This window comes from Pseudomonas sp. TE21435, from assembly GCF_056279265.1.
Genome location: NZ_JBWBQZ010000001.1, coordinates 1,251,507 through 1,268,150, shown reverse-complemented (window position 1 = coordinate 1,268,150; position 16,644 = coordinate 1,251,507). Strand labels below are relative to the sequence as shown.

The window sequence follows — 16,644 nt, the reverse complement described above, 5'->3', positions numbered from 1 at the left end:
ATGTTGGGGATTTTCGTTCGACTGCTCGGCGACGACGCCGTGTTCCTGCGCCGTTACATCCGCCTGGCGCTGGTGTATGGCGTGCTGTGCGGGCTGACCATCGTCACCCTGGTGCCGATCCTGCGTCACCTGCTGGGCAACCAGCTGGAGGCCGCCGGCCAGTGGCTGGCACTGCTGGCCCTGGGCGTGGTGGTGTGCTGGTACCTGCGGCGCCGGGTGGAGAAGGCCGGCATCGCGGTGGGCATTGCCGTGCTGCGCGGTGGCCGCCAGCGCCTGGGCGAGCATGTCGGCACGCTGCCGGTGGGCTGGTTCAATGCCGCCAACACCGCGCGCCTGAGCCATGTCACCACCCAGGGCATGATGGAGATCGCGCAACTGCCGGCCCATGTGTTCACGCCGCTGTTCACCGGGGTGGTGACGCCGCTGGTGATCCTCGTTGCGCTGTTGCTGGTCGACCTGCGCCTGGGCCTGGTGGCCCTGCTCAGCCTGCCGCTGCTGGCGCTGGTGATGCTGGCGACGATGCGCCTTGGCCAACGCGCCGACCAGCGCTACCAGCGCGACACCGCGCAGACCAGCCAGTGCATGGTCGAGTTCGCCCAGGCGCAGTCGGTGCTGCGCGCGTTCAATGGCGAGCAGGGCGGCACGCGCTTCCTGGAGCAGGCCGTGGCCCAGCAACAGCAGGCGGCGCGCAAGCTGATCCAGCTGTCGGCGTTGTCATCGGTGCTCAACGTCTGGGCGGTGCAGGTCAGCTTCGCCGCCTTGCTGGTGGTAGCCACGCTGTGGCTTGGCGAGCAGGCCGGCGCAGGCTTCGACAACGCAACGGTGATCAGCACCCTGGTCGCGCTGGTGCTGGCGACCCGCTTCATCGACCCGCTGCTGGACGTGGCCGGCTACAGCGAGGTGCTGCGCGGCACCCGTGGCCAGTTGCAGGCGGTGGCCGAGCTGCTGGCCGTCAAGCCGCTGCCCGAGCCCGCCGCACCGCAGGCGCCGGTCGACGGTTCGGTGCAGCTGGAGCAGGTCGGATTCCGTTACGGCGACGACCAGCCCGAGGTGCTGCGCGAGGTCAGCCTGGACATCGCGCCCGGTAGCATGACAGCGCTGGTCGGCGCGTCGGGGTCGGGCAAGACTACCCTGGTGCGCCTGATCGCCCGTTTCTTCGACGTTACCCACGGCCGGGTCAAGGTTGGCGGGGTGGATGTGCGGCAGATGTCCGCCGAACAGCTGGCCGGGCAGATCAGCCAGATCTTCCAGGACGCCTACCTGTTCCAGGGCAGCATCGCCGACAACATCCGCCTGGGCAAACCCGACGCTAGCGAGGCCGAAGTGCTCGAAGCGGCGCGACTGGCCGGGGTGCAGGAGATCCTCGAACGCCTGCCCGAAGGTTTGCACACGCCGGTGGGCGAGGGCGGTGCACGTCTGTCCGGCGGCGAACGCCAGCGCATCTCGATTGCGCGGGCGCTGATCAAGGACGCGCCGATCCTGCTGATCGACGAGGCCACCGCGGCGCTGGACGCCGAGAACCAGGCGGCCATCGCCGAAGCGCTGGCGCGGTTGCGCGGCAAGCGCACGCTGATTGTCATTGCCCACCAGCTGTCGACGGTGGCCATGGCCGACCAGATCGTGGTGCTGGACGAAGGGCGCATCCGCGAACAGGGCGCCCATGCCCAGCTGGCTGCCGAAGGTGGCTTGTACGCGCACTTCCTCGAGCAGCGCCGGGCCGCCAAAGGCTGGCGCATCGGTGAGGCCGCAGGCGATGGAGTGACCGCTTGAGTCGGGTGCTGCTGCCAACGCTGTTGTTGCTCTTGTGTGGTGTTTCATTGATGGTCGGGGCCAGCCAGATGTCCTGGTCGGCCTTGCTGTCCGCCTCCGACGATGCCTGGCTGACCCTCACCGCCAGCCGCTTGCCACGCCTGACGGCACTGGTGCTGACGGGTGTCGGCCTGTCGATCTGCGGGGTGATCCTGCAGCAGATCGTGCGTAATCGTTTCGTCGAGCCCGCCACCTGTGGCGGGCTGGATGCGGCCAAGCTGGGCATCCTGGTGGCCCTGACCGTACTGCCGGGAGCCGGGGCTACCGGGCGCATGCTGTTCGCCCTGGTGTTCTGCCTGCTGGCGAGCCTGGTGTACGTGGCGATCATCCGCCGCATCCGCTTCACCAACCTGGTGCTGGTGCCAGTGATCGGCCTGATGTACGGCAGCGTGCTCAGCGCCATCGCCGAGTTCTATGCCTATCGCCACAACATCCTGCAGAGCATGCAGGGCTGGCTGCTAGGCGACTTCTCGCGGGTGATCGAGGGCAACTACGAGATCATCTACCTGATCCTGCCGATCGTCGTGCTCACCTATCTATATGCCCAGCGCTTCACCGTGCTGGGCATGGGCGAGGGCATGGCTACCAGCCTCGGCCTGAACTACGCGGCCACCGCGATCCTCGGTCTGGTGCTGGTAGCGGTGACCGTGTCGGCCACGGTGATCACCGTGGGCGCGATCCCCTTCGTCGGCCTGGTGGTGCCGAACCTGGTTGCGCTGCGCTACGGCGAGAACCTCAAGCGCACCTTGCCCATCGTCGCCATGTGCGGCGCGGCGTTGCTGCTGGCCTGCGACATACTTGGCCGGTTGTTGATCCACCCCTACGAAGTGCCCATCGGCCTGACCGCCGGCAGTGTCGGCGGTGTGCTGTTCCTGGTGCTGATCCTGTGGAAGTGCAAATGATGCGCCGCGCCGCCTGGTTGTTGCTGCCGGCCCTGGCGCTGGCGTTCCTGTTGCTGGGCTCGGGCCTGGACTTCAGCTACGTGATCCCCAAGCGCCTAGTGCGCCTGGGCGCGATCGTGGTGGCCGGGGTGTGCATCGCCTTGTCCTCGGTGATCTTCCAGACCCTGGCCGGCAACCGGGTGCTGACCCCAGCGATCATGGGCTACGAAGGCATCTACCTGTTGTTCCAGGCCGTGCTGGTGCTGTGGCTGGGCACCGGCAGCGTGGCGCTGCTCGGCGCGCAGGGCAACGCGTTGCTGTCGATCGCGTTGATGCTCGGTTACTCGTGGCTGCTGCAGCGCTGGCTGCTGCGCGAAGGGCGCGGGGATGTCTACCGCCTGCTACTGCTGGGGCTGGTGCTGACCATGGTGCTGGGCACCTTCACCCAGTTCATCCAGCTCAAGACCAGCCCGGGGGAATTCTCCATCCTGCAAGGCTTGGGTTATACCTCGTTCAACCGCGCCCAGCCGGCCCAGGTGCTGTACTCGGGCCTGCTGGTGGCGGCAGTGGCAGTGCTGGTGGCGCGCGGCACACGGGTGCTTGACGTGCTGGCGCTGGGTCGCGACCAAGCCATTGCCCTGGGCCTGGACCATGGGCGCTGCCTGCGCCTGCAGATGGCGCTGATCGCCGTGCTGGTAGCGGTGTCCACCAGCCTGGTGGGGCCAACCGCATTCATGGGGGTGTTCGTCGCCAACATCGCCTATGCCCTGGCGCGCAGCGCCCGGCACCAGGTGACCCTGCCACTGGCCTGCGCCGTGGCCATCGGCATGTTCCTGCTCGCCCAACTGCTGGTCGAGCATCTGTTCAACTACCGGACCAGCGTGAGCATCCTCGTCAACCTGGTGTGCGGCGCGTACTTCCTCGCGCTGATGGTCCGTACCCGAGGCACCCCATGATCACCCTCGAACACCTGCACAAGGCCTATGGCGACAAGACCGTGCTCGAAGACGTGAGCCTGACGTTCCCGGCCGGCCAGGTTACCTCGCTGATCGGCCCCAACGGCGCCGGCAAGAGCACCTTGCTGATGTGCATGGCTCGGCTGCTGCCGGCCAGCCGCGGGCGCATCCTGCTCGACGGCCTGGACATCGGCCGCATCGCCATCGCCGACTACGCCCGCCGCGTGGCCACCCTGCGCCAGGTACTGGACTTCAACCTGCGCCTGACCGTCGAGGAACTGGTCGCCTTCGGCCGCTTTCCCTACAGCCGCGGGCTGCTGACCGCCGACGACCACCAGGTAATCGACGAATCCCTGGATTTCCTGGGGCTGCAAGCGCTGCGCCGCGCCTACCTCGACGAACTCAGCGGCGGCCAGCGGCAGATGGCCTTCCTGGCCATGACCATCGCCCAGCGCACCGACCTGTTGCTGCTCGACGAGCCGCTGAACAACCTCGACATGAAGCACGCGGTGCAGATCATGCAGGCAATCCGCAGGCTCTGCGACGAGCAGGGGCGCACGGTGATCCTGGTGGTGCACGACATCAACTTTGCCGCCAACTATTCCGACCACATCGTCGCCATGAAGCAGGGCGCGGTGCACAGCCACGGGCCGGTCGCCGAGGTGGTCACCGAGGCCAACCTGCGCGCGCTGTTCGGCCTGGCGTTCGAGATCCTGCCGAGCGCGCACGGTTTCGTCTGCAACTACTTCAACCCATCACTATCGAGAGAGCTGGTATGAACGGAATCTGCAAGATACTGCTGGCCGCCGCCGTGGCGGCCACGTTGCCGGGCTGCGACCAGGCCCCGCCGGAGCAGGCGCGCGCCGCCAGCGCCGACTACGCCCCGGTGAAGGTCGAACACGCCCTGGGCACCACGCTGGTCGAACACCAGCCGCAGCGCGTGGTGGCCTTCGACATGAGCGAACTGGACACCCTCGACCAACTCGGCGCGCCGGTGGTCGGCATCGCCAAGGACTATGTCGCGGGCTTCCTGGCCAAGTACCGCGACGACCCCAAGGTGGCCGACGTCGGCACCACCATCCAGCCCAACCTTGAACGCCTGCATGCGCTCAAGCCCGACCTGATCCTGATCTCGCCGCTGCAGGCGCAGAGCTACCAGGAGCTGAGCCAGATCGCCCCGACGGTGCACTACGACATCGACATGGACAACCGCCAGGGTAATGTCATCGACACCGCCAAGCAGCACCTGCTGACTGTCGGGCACATTCTCGGCAAGGAAGACTTGGCCCGGGAAACCGCCGCGCGCATCGATGCCAAGGTGGCCCAGGTGCGCAAGGTGACCGACGGGCGCCCGGAAAAGGCGCTGGTGGTGCTGCACAACAACGGCGCGTTCACCGCCTACGGTGTGCGTTCGCGCTACGGCTTCATCTTCGACACCCTCGGGGTCAAGCCGGCCAGCGACGACATGCAGGCCGGCCTGCACGGCCAGCCGATCTCCAACGAGTTCATCCACCAGGCCGACCCGGACATCCTCTATGTGATCGACCGCACCGCGGTGATGGAGCGCCGCGCCGCGCTGGACCGCGAGACCCTGGACAACCCGCTGCTGCGCCAGACCAAGGCGTGGAAGAGTGGCCATGTGGTGTTCGTCGATCCGCAGACCTGGTACCTGTGCACCGCCAGCGTGACCTGCCTGGAGCGGGTGGCGGACGAGGTGGTGAAGGGGTATCAGGGCTGACTTCCTGAAAGGGGGGCTGCTACGCAGCCCATTCGCCGGCAAGCCGGCTCCCACAGAAACTGCAGCCAGGCGCGATTCCTGTGGGAGCCGGCTTGCCGGCGATGAGGCCGGTACAGATGTGAAACCGATAGTGGCCATTTGAGTGTAATTTCTGTTGAGGGATTCGCCGATTCGTACGGAATGACTAATGAGAAGCATTACCATTCTGTCCCGAAAGGAATCCCTCATGCCTCCACTGCAACATCCCCAGGCCCCGAAACTACCCCGCAGGGCCTTGCGCATGGCCGTGCTGCTGGGCATGGCCGCCATCGCCGGCAATGCCTTCGCGCAACCGCCACGCAGCACCACCTCGGCGCAGCAGCAGCCCCCCGATGTGAAGGAAGAGGGCCTGACCCTGCCGGAAACCCTGGTGCAGGAAACCCGTGACGCCCTCGGTGCCCCGCCACCGGAATATGCCGGGGGCCAGGTCGGCTCGGGCAGCCGGGTAGGGCTGATGGGCAACAAGGACTTCAGCGAAACCCCGTTCAACGCCATCAGCTACACTAAGGAATACATCGAGAACCGCCAGGCCCAGGACATCGGCGCGGTGATCGGTGCCACCGATCCTTCGGTCTATGTGCCGAGCAAGCGCGGCATCTTCGAGACCTTCTTCATTCGCGGCCTGTACAGTACCGGCAACGACATCACCTTCAACGGCCTGCCGAGCATGGCGCCGAACATGCGCGGCTCCACCGAGCTTGCCGAGCGCATCGAAGTGCTCAAGGGCCCGTCGGCGCTGCTCAACGGCATGCCGCCAGACGGCAGCGTTGGCGGCAGCATCAATATCGTGCCCAAGCGTGCCGGCGACGAGCCCCTGGCCCGGTTGACCGCCTCCTACGAGTCCGATGGCCTGGCTGGCATGCATGCCGATATCGGCCGCCGCTTCGGCGACCAGAAGCAGTTCGGCGTGCGCTTCAATGGCGTCTACCGCGACGGCGACACCCCGGTGGACGACCAGCAGCACCGCATGCAGCTGTCGTCCCTGGCCCTGGACTGGCGCGGCGAGCGGGCGAGGGCGTCGCTGGACTACTACCACCAGCGCGAACGCATGGACGGGGTCAACTATTTCGGTATCGCCTCGATCAGCCCCGGCGTGACCCACCTGCCCAAGGCCAAGAAGGGCGATCACTCGCTGGCCCCGGAGTGGGGCTACACCGTCAACGACACCGACACCGTGGTGCTGCGCGGCGAGTACGACCTCAACGACTCGCTCACCGCATTCGCCGGCTGGGGCCATCGGGAAGGGGGCTACAACGCGCTGATGACCAGCGGCATGCTGCTCAATGATGCCGGCGACATCTCCGCCACACCGATCCGCTCTGCCCGCGATGGCGAGCAGAAGTCCGGCGAGGTCGGCCTGCGCGGGCGCTTCGCCACTGGCCCGGTGGACCACGCCTGGTCGCTGGCGGCCACCCGCTACGACTCCGAGAACAGTTTCAAGGACAAGCGCCTGCCGACACGCATCCTCACCAACTACTACAACCTGGACTATGGCCCGCGCCCGGAGATCGGCGAGTACGGCAACGTCACCTCGCGCATGCGCGCCCGGCTGAGCAGCGAAGCCTTGCTCGACACGATGTCGTTCCTCGATGACAAGGTGCAGTGGACCGTCGGTGCACGCCACCAGAACGTGCGCGCGTCGAACTACAACGGCAACCACCAGCGTACTTCCAAGCCCTACGATGAAAGCCGGGTTTCGCCGGCCACAGCCTTGCTGGTAAAGGTCACCGACGAGCTGTCGCTGTACGGCAACTACATCGAAGGCCTGAGCCAGGGTGGCATCGCCCCGGACAACGCGCGCAACGCCGGCGCGATCATGGCGCCGTACCAGACCAAGCAGTACGAACTGGGCGCCAAGCTCGACCTGGGCACCTTCGCGCACACGGTCAGTGTCTACCAGGTGAAAAAGCCCAGCGCCTATACCGATCCGCTCACGCAGATCTACGGCGTGTACGGCGAGCAGCGCAACCGTGGCCTGGAATGGTCGTTCTTCGGCGAGCTCGAGCCGGGCCTGCGCCTGCTGGGCGGTGCGTCCTACACCAAGGCCGAGCTGACCCAATCGATACGCAAGGAAAACGAAGGCAACCAGGCCACCGGGGTGCCCAAGGTGCTGGCCAAGCTCGGCGTCGAGTATGATCTGCGCGAGATGCCCGGGTTGACCCTGACCGGCAACGCCAACTATGCCGGCCGGCGCTATGCCACCGATGCCAACAACCTGTCGCTGCCGTCCTACACGATTTTCGATCTCGGGGCCCGGTATACCCTGAAGGTCTCGGACAAGCCGGTCACGTTGCGTGCCACCGTGCAGAACGTCACCAACAAGGCCTACTGGATCGGCTCGTGGAACGGCGGCGACGGCAGCGGCCTGTCCGGAGGGCTGGGCACGCCGCGGTCGTTGTTGTTCTCCACCTCGGTGGATTTCTAGCCAACGCCGTGTGGGAGCGGAGGTGCGCCGATGCCCCGCGACCATCGGCGTAGCCGGTGCAAGGCTACGCAGCCCGTTGACGCAGAATGACCATTCACTGTTTTTGCATCAAACTGCTAGGAGACCCCGCAGCACAGAGCACTACTGAAGGCACTGATGAGCGGAGGTTAGTTTCAGTTCGAACACTGAGGAGATCCGATAATGGCGAATACCATCAAAACCAGCTCTATTTTGGCCCATGAAGAAGAAAGGGTGCGGTTGACATCGGAAGCCCTGGCGGATGTTGACGCTGGCTGCGTGATTGACCACCAAGCCGTTAAAGCTTGGGTTGATAGCCTCGGCACGGACACGCCATTACCAGCACCGCACTGTGTCGTATAACTGCTTGTACAGGGAATGTAGTTTTCAAGTATCACCCGCATGGGAGGGCTTCTGCGCGACCACCAGCGCATCCGGATACTCTTCGCGCAGGCTGCCCCCCAGCCAATCCATGAACCACAACGCATCGGCACTCGGCGGCTGAGTCGGCGTCAGCAACTGGTAGCTCTCCAGCGCCACGGCCTGTTCCACGCAACGCACCAGGCTGCCTTCGCGCAGTTCACGTCCGACCAGCACTTCGGTGGCCAGGGCGATGCCGTGGCCGCGCTGGGCCAGGTTCAGCACGATATCGTTGCTGATATGCGAGGTATCGGCCTTGACCCGCACCCTGAGGCCATTGGCCGCGAACCAGCTGTTCCACCAGGTGCCGTCATCGACATGGATCAGCCGCAAGGCGGGCAGGTCGGCAGCGCTCAGCCCTGCGGGCAACTGCGCCAGGTAGCTCGGCGCGCATACCGCGAACACCTTCGGGCGGATCAACACCTCGCGTACACCGTTCAGCTCACCCGGCAGGCCGAAGGCGATGCCCAGGTCCGCCTGGCGGGCATCCACGCTGGTGAACGTGGCATTGGGCTCGATGGCGATCCTCAGGTCCGGGCGCAGGCTGCGCAAGGTGTCGATGCGCGGTGTCAGCCAGCGTGAGGCGAACGCCGGCACGCAGAGGATCCGTAGCCAGCGCTCGTCTACCCGTTGCGCCAGGCGTGCACCGGCATCGGCAAGGATCTGCAGTGCTTCGGCTGCGGCCTTGTAGTAATGGGCGCCGGGCAGGGTGAGGGTCACGCCGCGGGGGGAGCGCTCGAGCAGGCGCACGCCCAGCCAGGCCTCGAGGTTCTTCACATGCCGACCGATCGCCGGCTGGGTCACGTGCAACGCCTGGGAGGCCGCGACATAACTCCCCAGGCGGGCGGCGGCCTCGAAAGCACGCACGGCGTTGAGCGGGGGCAGTCGGTCTTCGGCCATGGGCACGCTCCTGGCTGTTAGTTTTTTTAATAGTGAAGGCAAATTTATTGTGCTTTTCCCGCCCGCTCAAGTTGTCGACACTCGGGACGGCGTATTTCCGCGCTTTACGAGGAGCCCTCCGATGCGGCCAACAACAATAAATAAGTCGTTCACCGGTCTTTCCATCCTGGCCCTGACGCTCGCCGCCCTGGCTGGTGCGGCGCAGGCAGCCGACAACAAGGGGGCCTGCGGCGTGCCAGAGCTTGAACCCTGCCCGCAGCCCTTCGACAAGGTGCTGCCGGCTGCCAGGGATATGCTCACCTGGGACCAGGACACCCGGGTCGTGGGCTTTCGCAACACCTACCGCCTCTACGGTGGCGATGTCTTCGCCCCGAACGGCGCCACGCCATTTCCCTTGCCGCCGGCCAGCCACACGCTGACTGACGTGCAGTATCAGTTGGGCGGCAAGACGCACAACCTGGCGCAATACCTGGCCAACCAGAGCGTGACCGGCCTGCTGGTGCTCAAGGACGGCAAGATCGCCTACGAGTACTACGGCAAGGGCAACACGCCGCAGACCTTGTGGACGTCCCGCTCGGTGGCCAAGTCGGTGGTCAGCGTGCTGGTCGGCATCGCTGTCAAGGAAGGCAAGATCCAGTCGCTGGACGACAGAATCAGCCGCTATGTTCCGGAACTGGAGGGTTCCGAATGGCAGGATGTAACCTTGCACCAGCTGTTGCAACACACCTCGGGCGTAATCTGGGACGAGAACTACGCCTCCAAGGATTCGGACTTTTCGCACATGACCCAGTGCGAGGCCACCGCCGATCCCTATCACTGCGTGCTCGAACTGGTGAGGTCGGTCAAGCGCAAGTCCGGGGTCAAGCCGGGCGAGGTCTGGTCGTACAACACCGGTGGCGCCTGGCTGGTCGGTCGGGTGCTGGAGAATGCCACCGGCATGACCATTGCCAAGTACCTGCAGAGCCGCGTGTGGAGCCGCTACGGCATGCAACAGGCCGGGGTCTGGCATGCGCTGGTGCCCGGCAAGGTGGACATGGGCGGCCACGGCTTCAATGCCACGTTGCGTGACTGGGGGCGGTTCGGCCAGTTCGTGCTGAGTGGCGGACAATTGCCAACGGGCGACAAGCTGCTCCCGGACGACTGGATCGCGCGCTCCACCCACTGGACCCAGGCCAAGGGCTCAGTGACGGCCGCCGCACCCAAGGGTCAGTACGGCTATCAGTGGTGGTACAACGCGCCGGCCCCAGACAGCGATGCCGAACCCAAGCGCACCGCCACCAGCGGCCAGACGTTCTGGGCGCTGGGCATCTTCGGCCAGAGCATCGCCATCAACCCGGCGGAGCGTCTGGTAGTGGTGCAGTGGTCGACCTGGAAGAACGCCGAGAGCCCCGGCTCGCTGTATGACGAGCAGGCGGTATTCGTCAACGCGGTGGGCAAGGCGTTGAGCAAGTAGTACCCACCGAAGACAGGGTGCCTCGAGGCGTCCTGTCATTCGTAGCTGAGTGAGAAGGTGACCGTCCCTTCAAACCTGCCTGGCTGCAGGATCTGCCCAGCCAGGAGGTCGCGTTGCAGGTACGCATTGAAGCCGATCAGATTCTCGCCGTTGACCAAATCGCCCATCGGATGGGCCTTGTTCAACGCCAGGGCTTGTCCATTGCCGCGCTCCAGGCCCACCAGCAAACCTTCGGCAACCACGAGCAGGCCAGGGGGGTCGATGCTCTCGGCGCCGTGCAGGGTGATGCTGACGCCTTTTGCGCCCACCTCTGGCGTGCAGTTCTGCAAGCGCAGGACGACTGGTTCGCCGCGGGTACGCCCATTGAGGTAGAGCGCCTTGTCGACGATGTTGCCGAAGTCGAGCGTGACCGCTTCAGACTCAGTGGCCAGCACGCAGGGCTCATTGACCAACGTGCCTGAGAAAAACAGGTTGTCCTCGTTGGCCTGGGCCTGCCCGACCAGGCAGGCCGTCATACAGACTGCGATGATCTTGTACATGGACGCTCCTAGTAGAGTTCGGCGAGCAGTAAGGCCGAGGCGGTGAAGTCCTTGCTCTGCAGCACAGCGTCGCGGCGCTTGACCGGGACCGCCTCCAGCAGCGGCAGTGGCGAACCGTTGGACACCTGGAGCGGGCGGGAGATACCCACCACAAGGTCGGCACCGTCCAGCAGAACCTTGATTCCCAGGTCGGGAATCGATGTCTGCAACGCCGCCGGATCAAAGGCTGTGGGGTCACCCACCAAGGTCAGGCGCATGCGCCAGGCAATGCCCGAACCCGCCGCGCCGGGGCAGTCGAGCTGATAGGGGATCGGCTGACGATACTCATGGCCATCGATGCGGTTGATGGCGATGTTGCGCTGGAAGCGCACATCGATACGGCCGCCTTTGTCACTGAGGGTGCACAGCGGCGTGGCGATCAGGTTGCCACTGAACTGCACGTTGTCGGCAGCCTTGCCCGAGAGCGCAAGGGCGAGCAGTAAAAGCGCCAGGAGCGCACGGTAGAGTCTGTTCATCGATAGTCCACGACCAGGGTCGCACTGGCCTTGAATGCGCCGGATTCGATATCGCTACCCGGTTGCTTGACCAGCACTGCCTGAAGCAGGGGCACTTTGCCGGAGTCGAAGTCGCTCCAGGTATTGACGCCGAGCCTGGCGTTATCCTTCTTCAAGGCAATCCCGAGACCGGGACGGCCAGGCACGAGCAGCAACTGCGGATCGAAGCCCGCGATGCTGCCCTTGATCTGCAGGCGCAACTGGTTGGTGCCGGCTCGTTTGCAATCGAGGGTGTAGTCGAGGGTGATGGTCTTGTAGACGCCATCGATGAACGCTGTCTGCACGTCACCGAATGCCGCGTCGATCGGCTGGTCGGCATTGATCACGCAGGGAATCGAAGCGAGGACCGTGCCCTTGATGGTCAGTACTTTGCGTTCGTCCGCGTTCACGGTCGACAAGCCCCATAGCAGGGCAATGGAGACCGCCACCTTCAACACCCTCATCGGTCTACCCTCAGTCATATGTCAGGTTCACCCAGAGACTGGCGCGGAACGCGCCGGGTTGCAGCGCCGCCGAGGTGCGCTCTGGCCGCAGATAGAACGTCAGCTGGCTGGCGCCCGGAGAAACGAACCAGGCAGGTGCGCTGTTGCCCAGCCGGACATCCTGCCCATGCACGTTGAGCAGGCGCAGGCCGAAACCTGCAGCGCCAGCCACCTTGATCAGCTCCGGCGTATCACTGTCGGCAACGGCGCTGAATGTCACCGTGGCCACCGGCTCGATGGCACTCCAGCTCAGTGTTCCAGTCTGTTCATCACGGCGGCCACCCTCACTGCGCACGCAACCCTCGAGTTTCAGGCGCAATGGGACGGCAGCGCCCCGTTCACCCAGGCGAGCCAGTGTGCGGGTGTCCAGCGCCCCCAGCGCAATGGCCTGGTATGCCGAGTCAGGTGCCAGATAGCAGGCGCTCTCCAGCAACACCCCCGTGACCTGGAACTCGGCTGTCTGAAGATCGCGTGCGCTTGCCAGGAGGGGCAACAATGCATTGCCAGCGCAGAGCAAAACCGTCAGGCGCACGTTGAATGTCTTGCTCATCGACCAATAGTGCATGGCAAGGCTCATTGACTGCCGGCAAGCGGGCTGGCGGTGCAGGTGTCCCCAGCGCAGGTGAAGCTCAAGCGTGGGCGACCGCCATAATCGTTCACATACGTAAGCACCGGGCTATCGCCCAGTTGGGTACGGCCCAGCCCAAGGTCCTGTTGCGCGCCCGGGGCGACCATCAATGGCTTGAAAGCACTCACGGAGCCGGCTTTCGCATCACGGGCAGCGTCGATAAGCGTGACGTAGTAAGGGGTGGGGTTGTTTACCCGATAGGCATCCCCCTGGCGAATCAGCGTCAGACGTTCCTGCCAGGGTACCTGGCCCATGCTGGCCTTGGTGGCGATCGCGGCGGGGCGATAGAACAGCTTCACTCGCGTCTGCAAGGCGATCTGCAAGGTGTTCGGCTTGTCACTGCGCGGCGGAATTTCACGCAGGTTGAAATAGAACAGTGATTCGCGATCCTGCGGCAGTTCGGCAAGCGCGGGCAGGCCCTGGATCTTCACCTGACTGTTGCTGCCGGCCTCCAGACGCTGGATCGGCGGGACGACAACCAAGGGGCTGCCGATTTTCTCGGCATGTTCATTCTCGAGCCAGGCCTGCGCCAGGTAGGGCAGTTGGGCATTCTGGTTGCTGATACCGAGGCTCACCGACTTGTCCGCACCGGTGAAGATGACCCGGGTGCGGTCCAGCGATACTGCCGCGAGGGTCGTTTGAGCGGTGCACAAGGCAAGCATGATGCCCAGAGGTTGCAAGATGTTCATGGGTGCGTTCCTGTTTCGTGAAAATATCAAGCAGCGGTGCCGACAGGCTGGCAGGAGAGCTCCAGCGCTTGCTGCGGGCTGGTCAGTTGCGAGGGCAGGGTGAAGCGGCAACGTTCGGCGCCGTCCCAGTGCAAGGACATGGCTTCGCCGGGTTTCATGCCGCTCAGGTAGGTCGCACCGTCCTCGCCGACGATGCCGGTTTCCTGGCCGCGCAGGTTCTGCACCGTGGCGCCGAACGGTGGCGTGCCGTGCTCGCCCAGGCGAATGACGACCATGGCTTTATGTCCGGCAATCACATCGAAGCGCCGATAGCCGATAGCCCCCTCGGTCAATGTGGCCTGGGTCACCGAGCGAGTGGCTTCGACGTCGTCAGCCAGGCTGTCCAGCTCGATGCTGGCCTGGTTGCGGTAGTAACTGTTGACATCGGTGACCACGGCTTTGCCGAAACGGTTGGTACGGGTGACCGCGCCATTGCCACGTACCGGCACACCCGCCACACCCTGGGTATCTAGCAGCAGCCGGGTGCCACCCATCACGCTGCTGCGGTGCAACGCGGCGCCTTGGCCGGTCAGGGTCGCGCCGCCTTGCAGTGAAAGTCCCGCCGAGGTGTATTCGCCTGCCTGATGGCTGGCGCTGGCGACCAGTTGCATCTGATCGCCGTCACGGGAATAGAAGCCACCCAGGCTCTTGCCGCCAGCCGCTGTGCCGGCGCTGAGCATGTAGTGGCTGCGTTCGTCGATGCGGTCGTAGCCGCTCAGCGTGTGGGAGCTATCGCCACCACTGGTCGAGGAGTTGAGACTCAGCGAGCCCGTCCCGCCCCAGGGAACGGTGAGCGACAGGTAGGCACCGTCTTCGGCGGTACCATTGGCCGTGTTGCGGTACGCCGTCAGCGACAGGCTGAGGTTCTTCAGGTTACCTGTATCGAAATAGCGCGACAGTGACAGGCTGTAGCGATCACTGGGCCGACTGTTCCAGTAGGTCTGGTGGTTGTAGTTCAGGTAGGCGCTGAGCCCGGCGTCACGGAACTGCTTGCTCAGTGTGGCGCTGTACAGTTCCTTGCTCTGGTTGAAGGGGTTGGCGCCACGACGTGCCTCGACGAACTCGTTGATGCTCATGTAGTTGCGCTGGGAAAACCGGTACCCGGCAAAGGTCACCTGGCTGTCATAGGCATCGAAGCGCTTCGAGTAGCTAGCGCGGTAGGACTTGCCGCTCAGGGCATCTTCCCCGGGCAGGTTGGCGCGAGACTGGGTCACGTCCAGCGACAGGGCGCCGAACGCCATGAGGTCCCGGCCTGCGCCCAGTGCAAGTGCGTTGTAGCCCGCTGCGCCGAGGGCACCGCCATACAGCGACCAGCCATTGCTGACGCCCCAGGAAAACTCGCCTGTGGCGAAGCTTGGGCCATCGAGGCGATGTTCCCAGTCGGAAGGCTGACCCGCGGCCAGCTTGTAGCGCACGCTGCCTGGGCGTGCGAGGTAAGGAATGCTTGCCGTGTCCAGCTGGAATTGCTGGACATGACCATCCTGTTCCTCGACGCGTACGTCGAGTTGGCCACTCACCGCATCGTTCAGGTCCTGAATGCGAAACGGCCCTGGCGGTACCTGGGTGTCGTACAGCACACGGCCTTGCTGGCGGATTACCACGCGTGCGTTGGTATTGGCCACGCCGCGCACTTCGGGGGCATAGCCCCTGAGGTTCGGCGGCAGCATGTTGTCGTCGCTGCCGAGGTTGACACCGGTATAACGCAGGCTGCCGAACAAGCCGGAGTCCAGGTAGTCTTCCCCCACGACCAGGTTCGCACGCAGGGAGGGCAAAGGCCGCAGCGCATGGATCCGGGCCCAGGTGAATTGCTGGCTGGAGGTTCGATCGCTGCCACGCTGCGCCTGCGCCTGCCAGTCACCTCGCAGGCGCCAGGCGCCAAGGTTGACACCGGTGGTGCCGTTGCCACTCAAATTGTCACCGCGTCCTCGTTCTCGCTTGCGCCAGCGGCTCTGCAGGTTGAGGTTGTAGTCGAACAGCAAGCCGTCGATACCGTGGTCCCAGCGCGAAGGCGGGTCCCAGTTGCTCGCTGTGTATTCCAGAGAGTCCTGGGGAATGCTCAGGTTCAGGGCCGAGGTTCCCAGGTCGCCGTGCGCCTGCATGCCCGGCACGCTGGTGAGATCCAGGCAGGCGCCATCATGCCACCAGGCCAGATCGTCGAGCCGCTGCTCCTTTAGCCCGATCTGTTCCACCAGTGACGGGGCAAGACAGGCGACGCTGTCCTTCGGATCGCCGTTGCGGGCGATATAGGGCACCTGGAATTCGGCTAGTGCCTGCTGGTTCACGCGGACCATGAGCGTGTACTCCCCGGGCATGATGAAGTTGGCCGACGCAAACACACCCAGATCCAGGTGCTGGCGATCCTTGACATCCAGTACGTCAGTGTTGAACTGAAACTGCTGGGCAGCACTCGCCCATGACGCGAGGCAGGACAGTGCCGCGATTGCCGATACCTTGCGATGAGTCACGAATGCGTTCCTTGAAAGCTGTAGCGCCAATGGTGGCGTGATCAGAGGTGCTGAATGACCAGTCTGACCGTGGCGCGGAACTCGCCCGATGCCAGGGTGGCGCCGTCGCCCACCAGTGCGAGGACGTAGTCCAGGGTCAGTCGGTCGACCGCAAAGTGACTGCCTTGCAGCACCGTTCCGGGGACGATCGGCTTTCCGTTGCTGTCCCGGATTTGCAGGGCGACGCCTCTGGCATCGCCCTGGGTGCTGAAATAGCCTTCGCTGCCCTCACCGTCGAACACGACCCGCATCAACTGCCGTGGATCGGCCTGGTCTTGCGCGGACATTGCGAAGCAGCCACTGATCTCGATGCGCAGCGGTTGCTGCGAAATACCATCGCCACGTAGCAGTCCTTGCAAGGCCGTGGCTGGCAGGCTCACCGTCTGGTTATCGCTGCCAACGCGAATGGAGCAGCCACCGACCACGATGCTGCCCGTCAGTTGCACGCGCCCTTTAGGCATCAGGGCCCTCGGTTCGGCCGTCTGCGCACAGCTCAGGCCTGTCCAGAGGCACAGTGCGGCGAGCCGTACCTGGGTCCAATGACGCATCGGCGTCTCCTCATGCGCCCCG

The 16,644-nt window shown here is 64.8% G+C and carries 15 protein-coding genes and 1 pseudogene; 8 read left to right on the top strand and 8 right to left on the bottom strand.

The window, feature by feature from the left end:
• From ACZ9C1_RS05780 to ACZ9C1_RS05750, 7 genes and pseudogenes are all read left to right on the top strand, one after another.
• Entirely contained in the window at positions 1-1,770 is a 1,770-nt protein-coding gene (locus tag ACZ9C1_RS05780; RefSeq protein WP_476253716.1) for an ABC transporter ATP-binding protein, read from the top strand.
• Positions 1,767-2,711, top strand: coding sequence for an ABC transporter permease (locus tag ACZ9C1_RS05775; RefSeq protein ID WP_476253715.1), 945 nt, complete (start codon positions 1,767-1,769; stop codon positions 2,709-2,711). Before ACZ9C1_RS05780 ends, ACZ9C1_RS05775 begins: the two co-directional genes overlap by 4 nt.
• Positions 2,711-3,646, top strand: coding sequence for an iron chelate uptake ABC transporter family permease subunit (locus ACZ9C1_RS05770; protein ID WP_102682064.1), 936 nt, complete (start codon positions 2,711-2,713; stop codon positions 3,644-3,646). The genes ACZ9C1_RS05775 and ACZ9C1_RS05770 overlap by 1 nt, the downstream gene beginning before the upstream one ends.
• A complete protein-coding gene (locus ACZ9C1_RS05765; RefSeq protein WP_258701578.1) occupies positions 3,643-4,425 on the top strand; it encodes an iron ABC transporter ATP-binding protein in 783 nt (260 codons plus the stop codon). The genes ACZ9C1_RS05770 and ACZ9C1_RS05765 overlap by 4 nt, the downstream gene beginning before the upstream one ends.
• Positions 4,422-5,384: a siderophore ABC transporter substrate-binding protein gene (locus tag ACZ9C1_RS05760; protein ID WP_139671013.1), complete on the top strand. Its 963-nt coding sequence runs from the start codon at positions 4,422-4,424 to the stop codon at positions 5,382-5,384. Before ACZ9C1_RS05765 ends, ACZ9C1_RS05760 begins: the two co-directional genes overlap by 4 nt.
• Positions 5,385-5,610: 226 nt before the next feature.
• Positions 5,611-7,848 carry a TonB-dependent receptor gene (locus ACZ9C1_RS05755; protein ID WP_430944297.1) on the top strand — a complete coding sequence of 746 codons (2,238 nt, stop codon included), beginning with the start codon at positions 5,611-5,613 and terminating at the stop codon, positions 7,846-7,848.
• A gap of 237 nt (positions 7,849-8,085) precedes the next feature.
• Positions 8,086-8,229: pseudogene (locus ACZ9C1_RS05750) on the top strand (CopG family transcriptional regulator); the annotation flags it as partial.
• 24 nt (positions 8,230-8,253) lie between these two features.
• On the opposite strand, the gene ACZ9C1_RS05745 reads toward ACZ9C1_RS05750, so the two are convergent.
• A complete protein-coding gene (locus ACZ9C1_RS05745; RefSeq protein WP_457377606.1) occupies positions 8,254-9,186 on the bottom strand; it encodes a LysR substrate-binding domain-containing protein in 933 nt (310 codons plus the stop codon).
• Positions 9,187-9,307: 121 nt separating this feature from the next.
• On the opposite strand from ACZ9C1_RS05745, the gene ACZ9C1_RS05740 reads away from it, so the two are divergent.
• Positions 9,308-10,639 carry a serine hydrolase domain-containing protein gene (locus tag ACZ9C1_RS05740; protein ID WP_476253714.1) on the top strand — a complete coding sequence of 444 codons (1,332 nt, stop codon included), beginning with the start codon at positions 9,308-9,310 and terminating at the stop codon, positions 10,637-10,639.
• A 35-nt stretch (positions 10,640-10,674) separates the two neighbouring features.
• Here ACZ9C1_RS05740 and ACZ9C1_RS05735 read toward each other — a convergent pair whose 3' ends face one another.
• The 7 genes from ACZ9C1_RS05735 to ACZ9C1_RS05705 are packed head-to-tail and all read right to left on the bottom strand — an operon-like array spanning position 10,675 to position 16,622.
• Positions 10,675-11,178, bottom strand: coding sequence for a fimbrial protein (locus tag ACZ9C1_RS05735; protein WP_102681999.1), 504 nt, complete (start codon positions 11,176-11,178; stop codon positions 10,675-10,677).
• 8 nt (positions 11,179-11,186) lie between these two features.
• The gene (locus ACZ9C1_RS05730; RefSeq protein WP_102681998.1) at positions 11,187-11,693 is read right to left on the bottom strand and encodes a fimbrial protein; all 507 of its coding nucleotides are present in this window, start codon (positions 11,691-11,693) and stop codon (positions 11,187-11,189) included.
• Positions 11,690-12,175 carry a fimbrial protein gene (locus ACZ9C1_RS05725; protein ID WP_158247483.1) on the bottom strand — a complete coding sequence of 162 codons (486 nt, stop codon included), beginning with the start codon at positions 12,173-12,175 and terminating at the stop codon, positions 11,690-11,692. Before ACZ9C1_RS05725 ends, ACZ9C1_RS05730 begins: the two co-directional genes overlap by 4 nt.
• A 10-nt stretch (positions 12,176-12,185) precedes the next feature.
• Positions 12,186-12,779 carry a fimbrial protein gene (locus tag ACZ9C1_RS05720; protein WP_158247484.1) on the bottom strand — a complete coding sequence of 198 codons (594 nt, stop codon included), beginning with the start codon at positions 12,777-12,779 and terminating at the stop codon, positions 12,186-12,188.
• A gap of 8 nt (positions 12,780-12,787) precedes the next feature.
• Complete coding sequence (locus ACZ9C1_RS05715) at positions 12,788-13,531, bottom strand: fimbria/pilus periplasmic chaperone (RefSeq protein WP_102681995.1); 744 nt, start codon at positions 13,529-13,531, stop codon at positions 12,788-12,790.
• 26 nt (positions 13,532-13,557) lie between these two features.
• Complete coding sequence (locus ACZ9C1_RS05710) at positions 13,558-16,035, bottom strand: outer membrane usher protein (RefSeq protein WP_476253713.1); 2,478 nt, start codon at positions 16,033-16,035, stop codon at positions 13,558-13,560.
• 41 nt (positions 16,036-16,076) lie between these two features.
• Positions 16,077-16,622 carry a fimbrial protein gene (locus tag ACZ9C1_RS05705; RefSeq protein ID WP_158247485.1) on the bottom strand — a complete coding sequence of 182 codons (546 nt, stop codon included), beginning with the start codon at positions 16,620-16,622 and terminating at the stop codon, positions 16,077-16,079.
• Positions 16,623-16,644 lie beyond the last annotated feature (22 nt).

Excerpts from the sequence above, each read along its gene's own strand:
- ACZ9C1_RS05780 (WP_476253716.1), top strand. The coding sequence starts at position 1 with ATGTTGGGGATTTTCGTTCGACTGCTCGGCGACGACGCCGTGTTCCTG.
- ACZ9C1_RS05770 (WP_102682064.1), top strand. The coding sequence starts at position 2,711 with ATGCGCCGCGCCGCCTGGTTGTTGCTGCCGGCCCTGGCGCTGGCGTTC.
- ACZ9C1_RS05765 (WP_258701578.1), top strand. The coding sequence starts at position 3,643 with ATGATCACCCTCGAACACCTGCACAAGGCCTATGGCGACAAGACCGTG.
- ACZ9C1_RS05760 (WP_139671013.1), top strand. The coding sequence starts at position 4,422 with ATGAACGGAATCTGCAAGATACTGCTGGCCGCCGCCGTGGCGGCCACG.
- ACZ9C1_RS05755 (WP_430944297.1), top strand. The coding sequence starts at position 5,611 with ATGCCTCCACTGCAACATCCCCAGGCCCCGAAACTACCCCGCAGGGCC.
- ACZ9C1_RS05745 (WP_457377606.1), bottom strand. The coding sequence starts at position 9,186 with ATGGCCGAAGACCGACTGCCCCCGCTCAACGCCGTGCGTGCTTTCGAG.
- ACZ9C1_RS05740 (WP_476253714.1), top strand. The coding sequence starts at position 9,308 with ATGCGGCCAACAACAATAAATAAGTCGTTCACCGGTCTTTCCATCCTG.
- ACZ9C1_RS05735 (WP_102681999.1), bottom strand. The coding sequence starts at position 11,178 with ATGTACAAGATCATCGCAGTCTGTATGACGGCCTGCCTGGTCGGGCAG.
- ACZ9C1_RS05730 (WP_102681998.1), bottom strand. The coding sequence starts at position 11,693 with ATGAACAGACTCTACCGTGCGCTCCTGGCGCTTTTACTGCTCGCCCTT.
- ACZ9C1_RS05725 (WP_158247483.1), bottom strand. The coding sequence starts at position 12,175 with ATGAGGGTGTTGAAGGTGGCGGTCTCCATTGCCCTGCTATGGGGCTTG.
- ACZ9C1_RS05720 (WP_158247484.1), bottom strand. The coding sequence starts at position 12,779 with ATGCACTATTGGTCGATGAGCAAGACATTCAACGTGCGCCTGACGGTT.
- ACZ9C1_RS05715 (WP_102681995.1), bottom strand. The coding sequence starts at position 13,531 with ATGAACATCTTGCAACCTCTGGGCATCATGCTTGCCTTGTGCACCGCT.
- ACZ9C1_RS05705 (WP_158247485.1), bottom strand. The coding sequence starts at position 16,622 with ATGCGTCATTGGACCCAGGTACGGCTCGCCGCACTGTGCCTCTGGACA.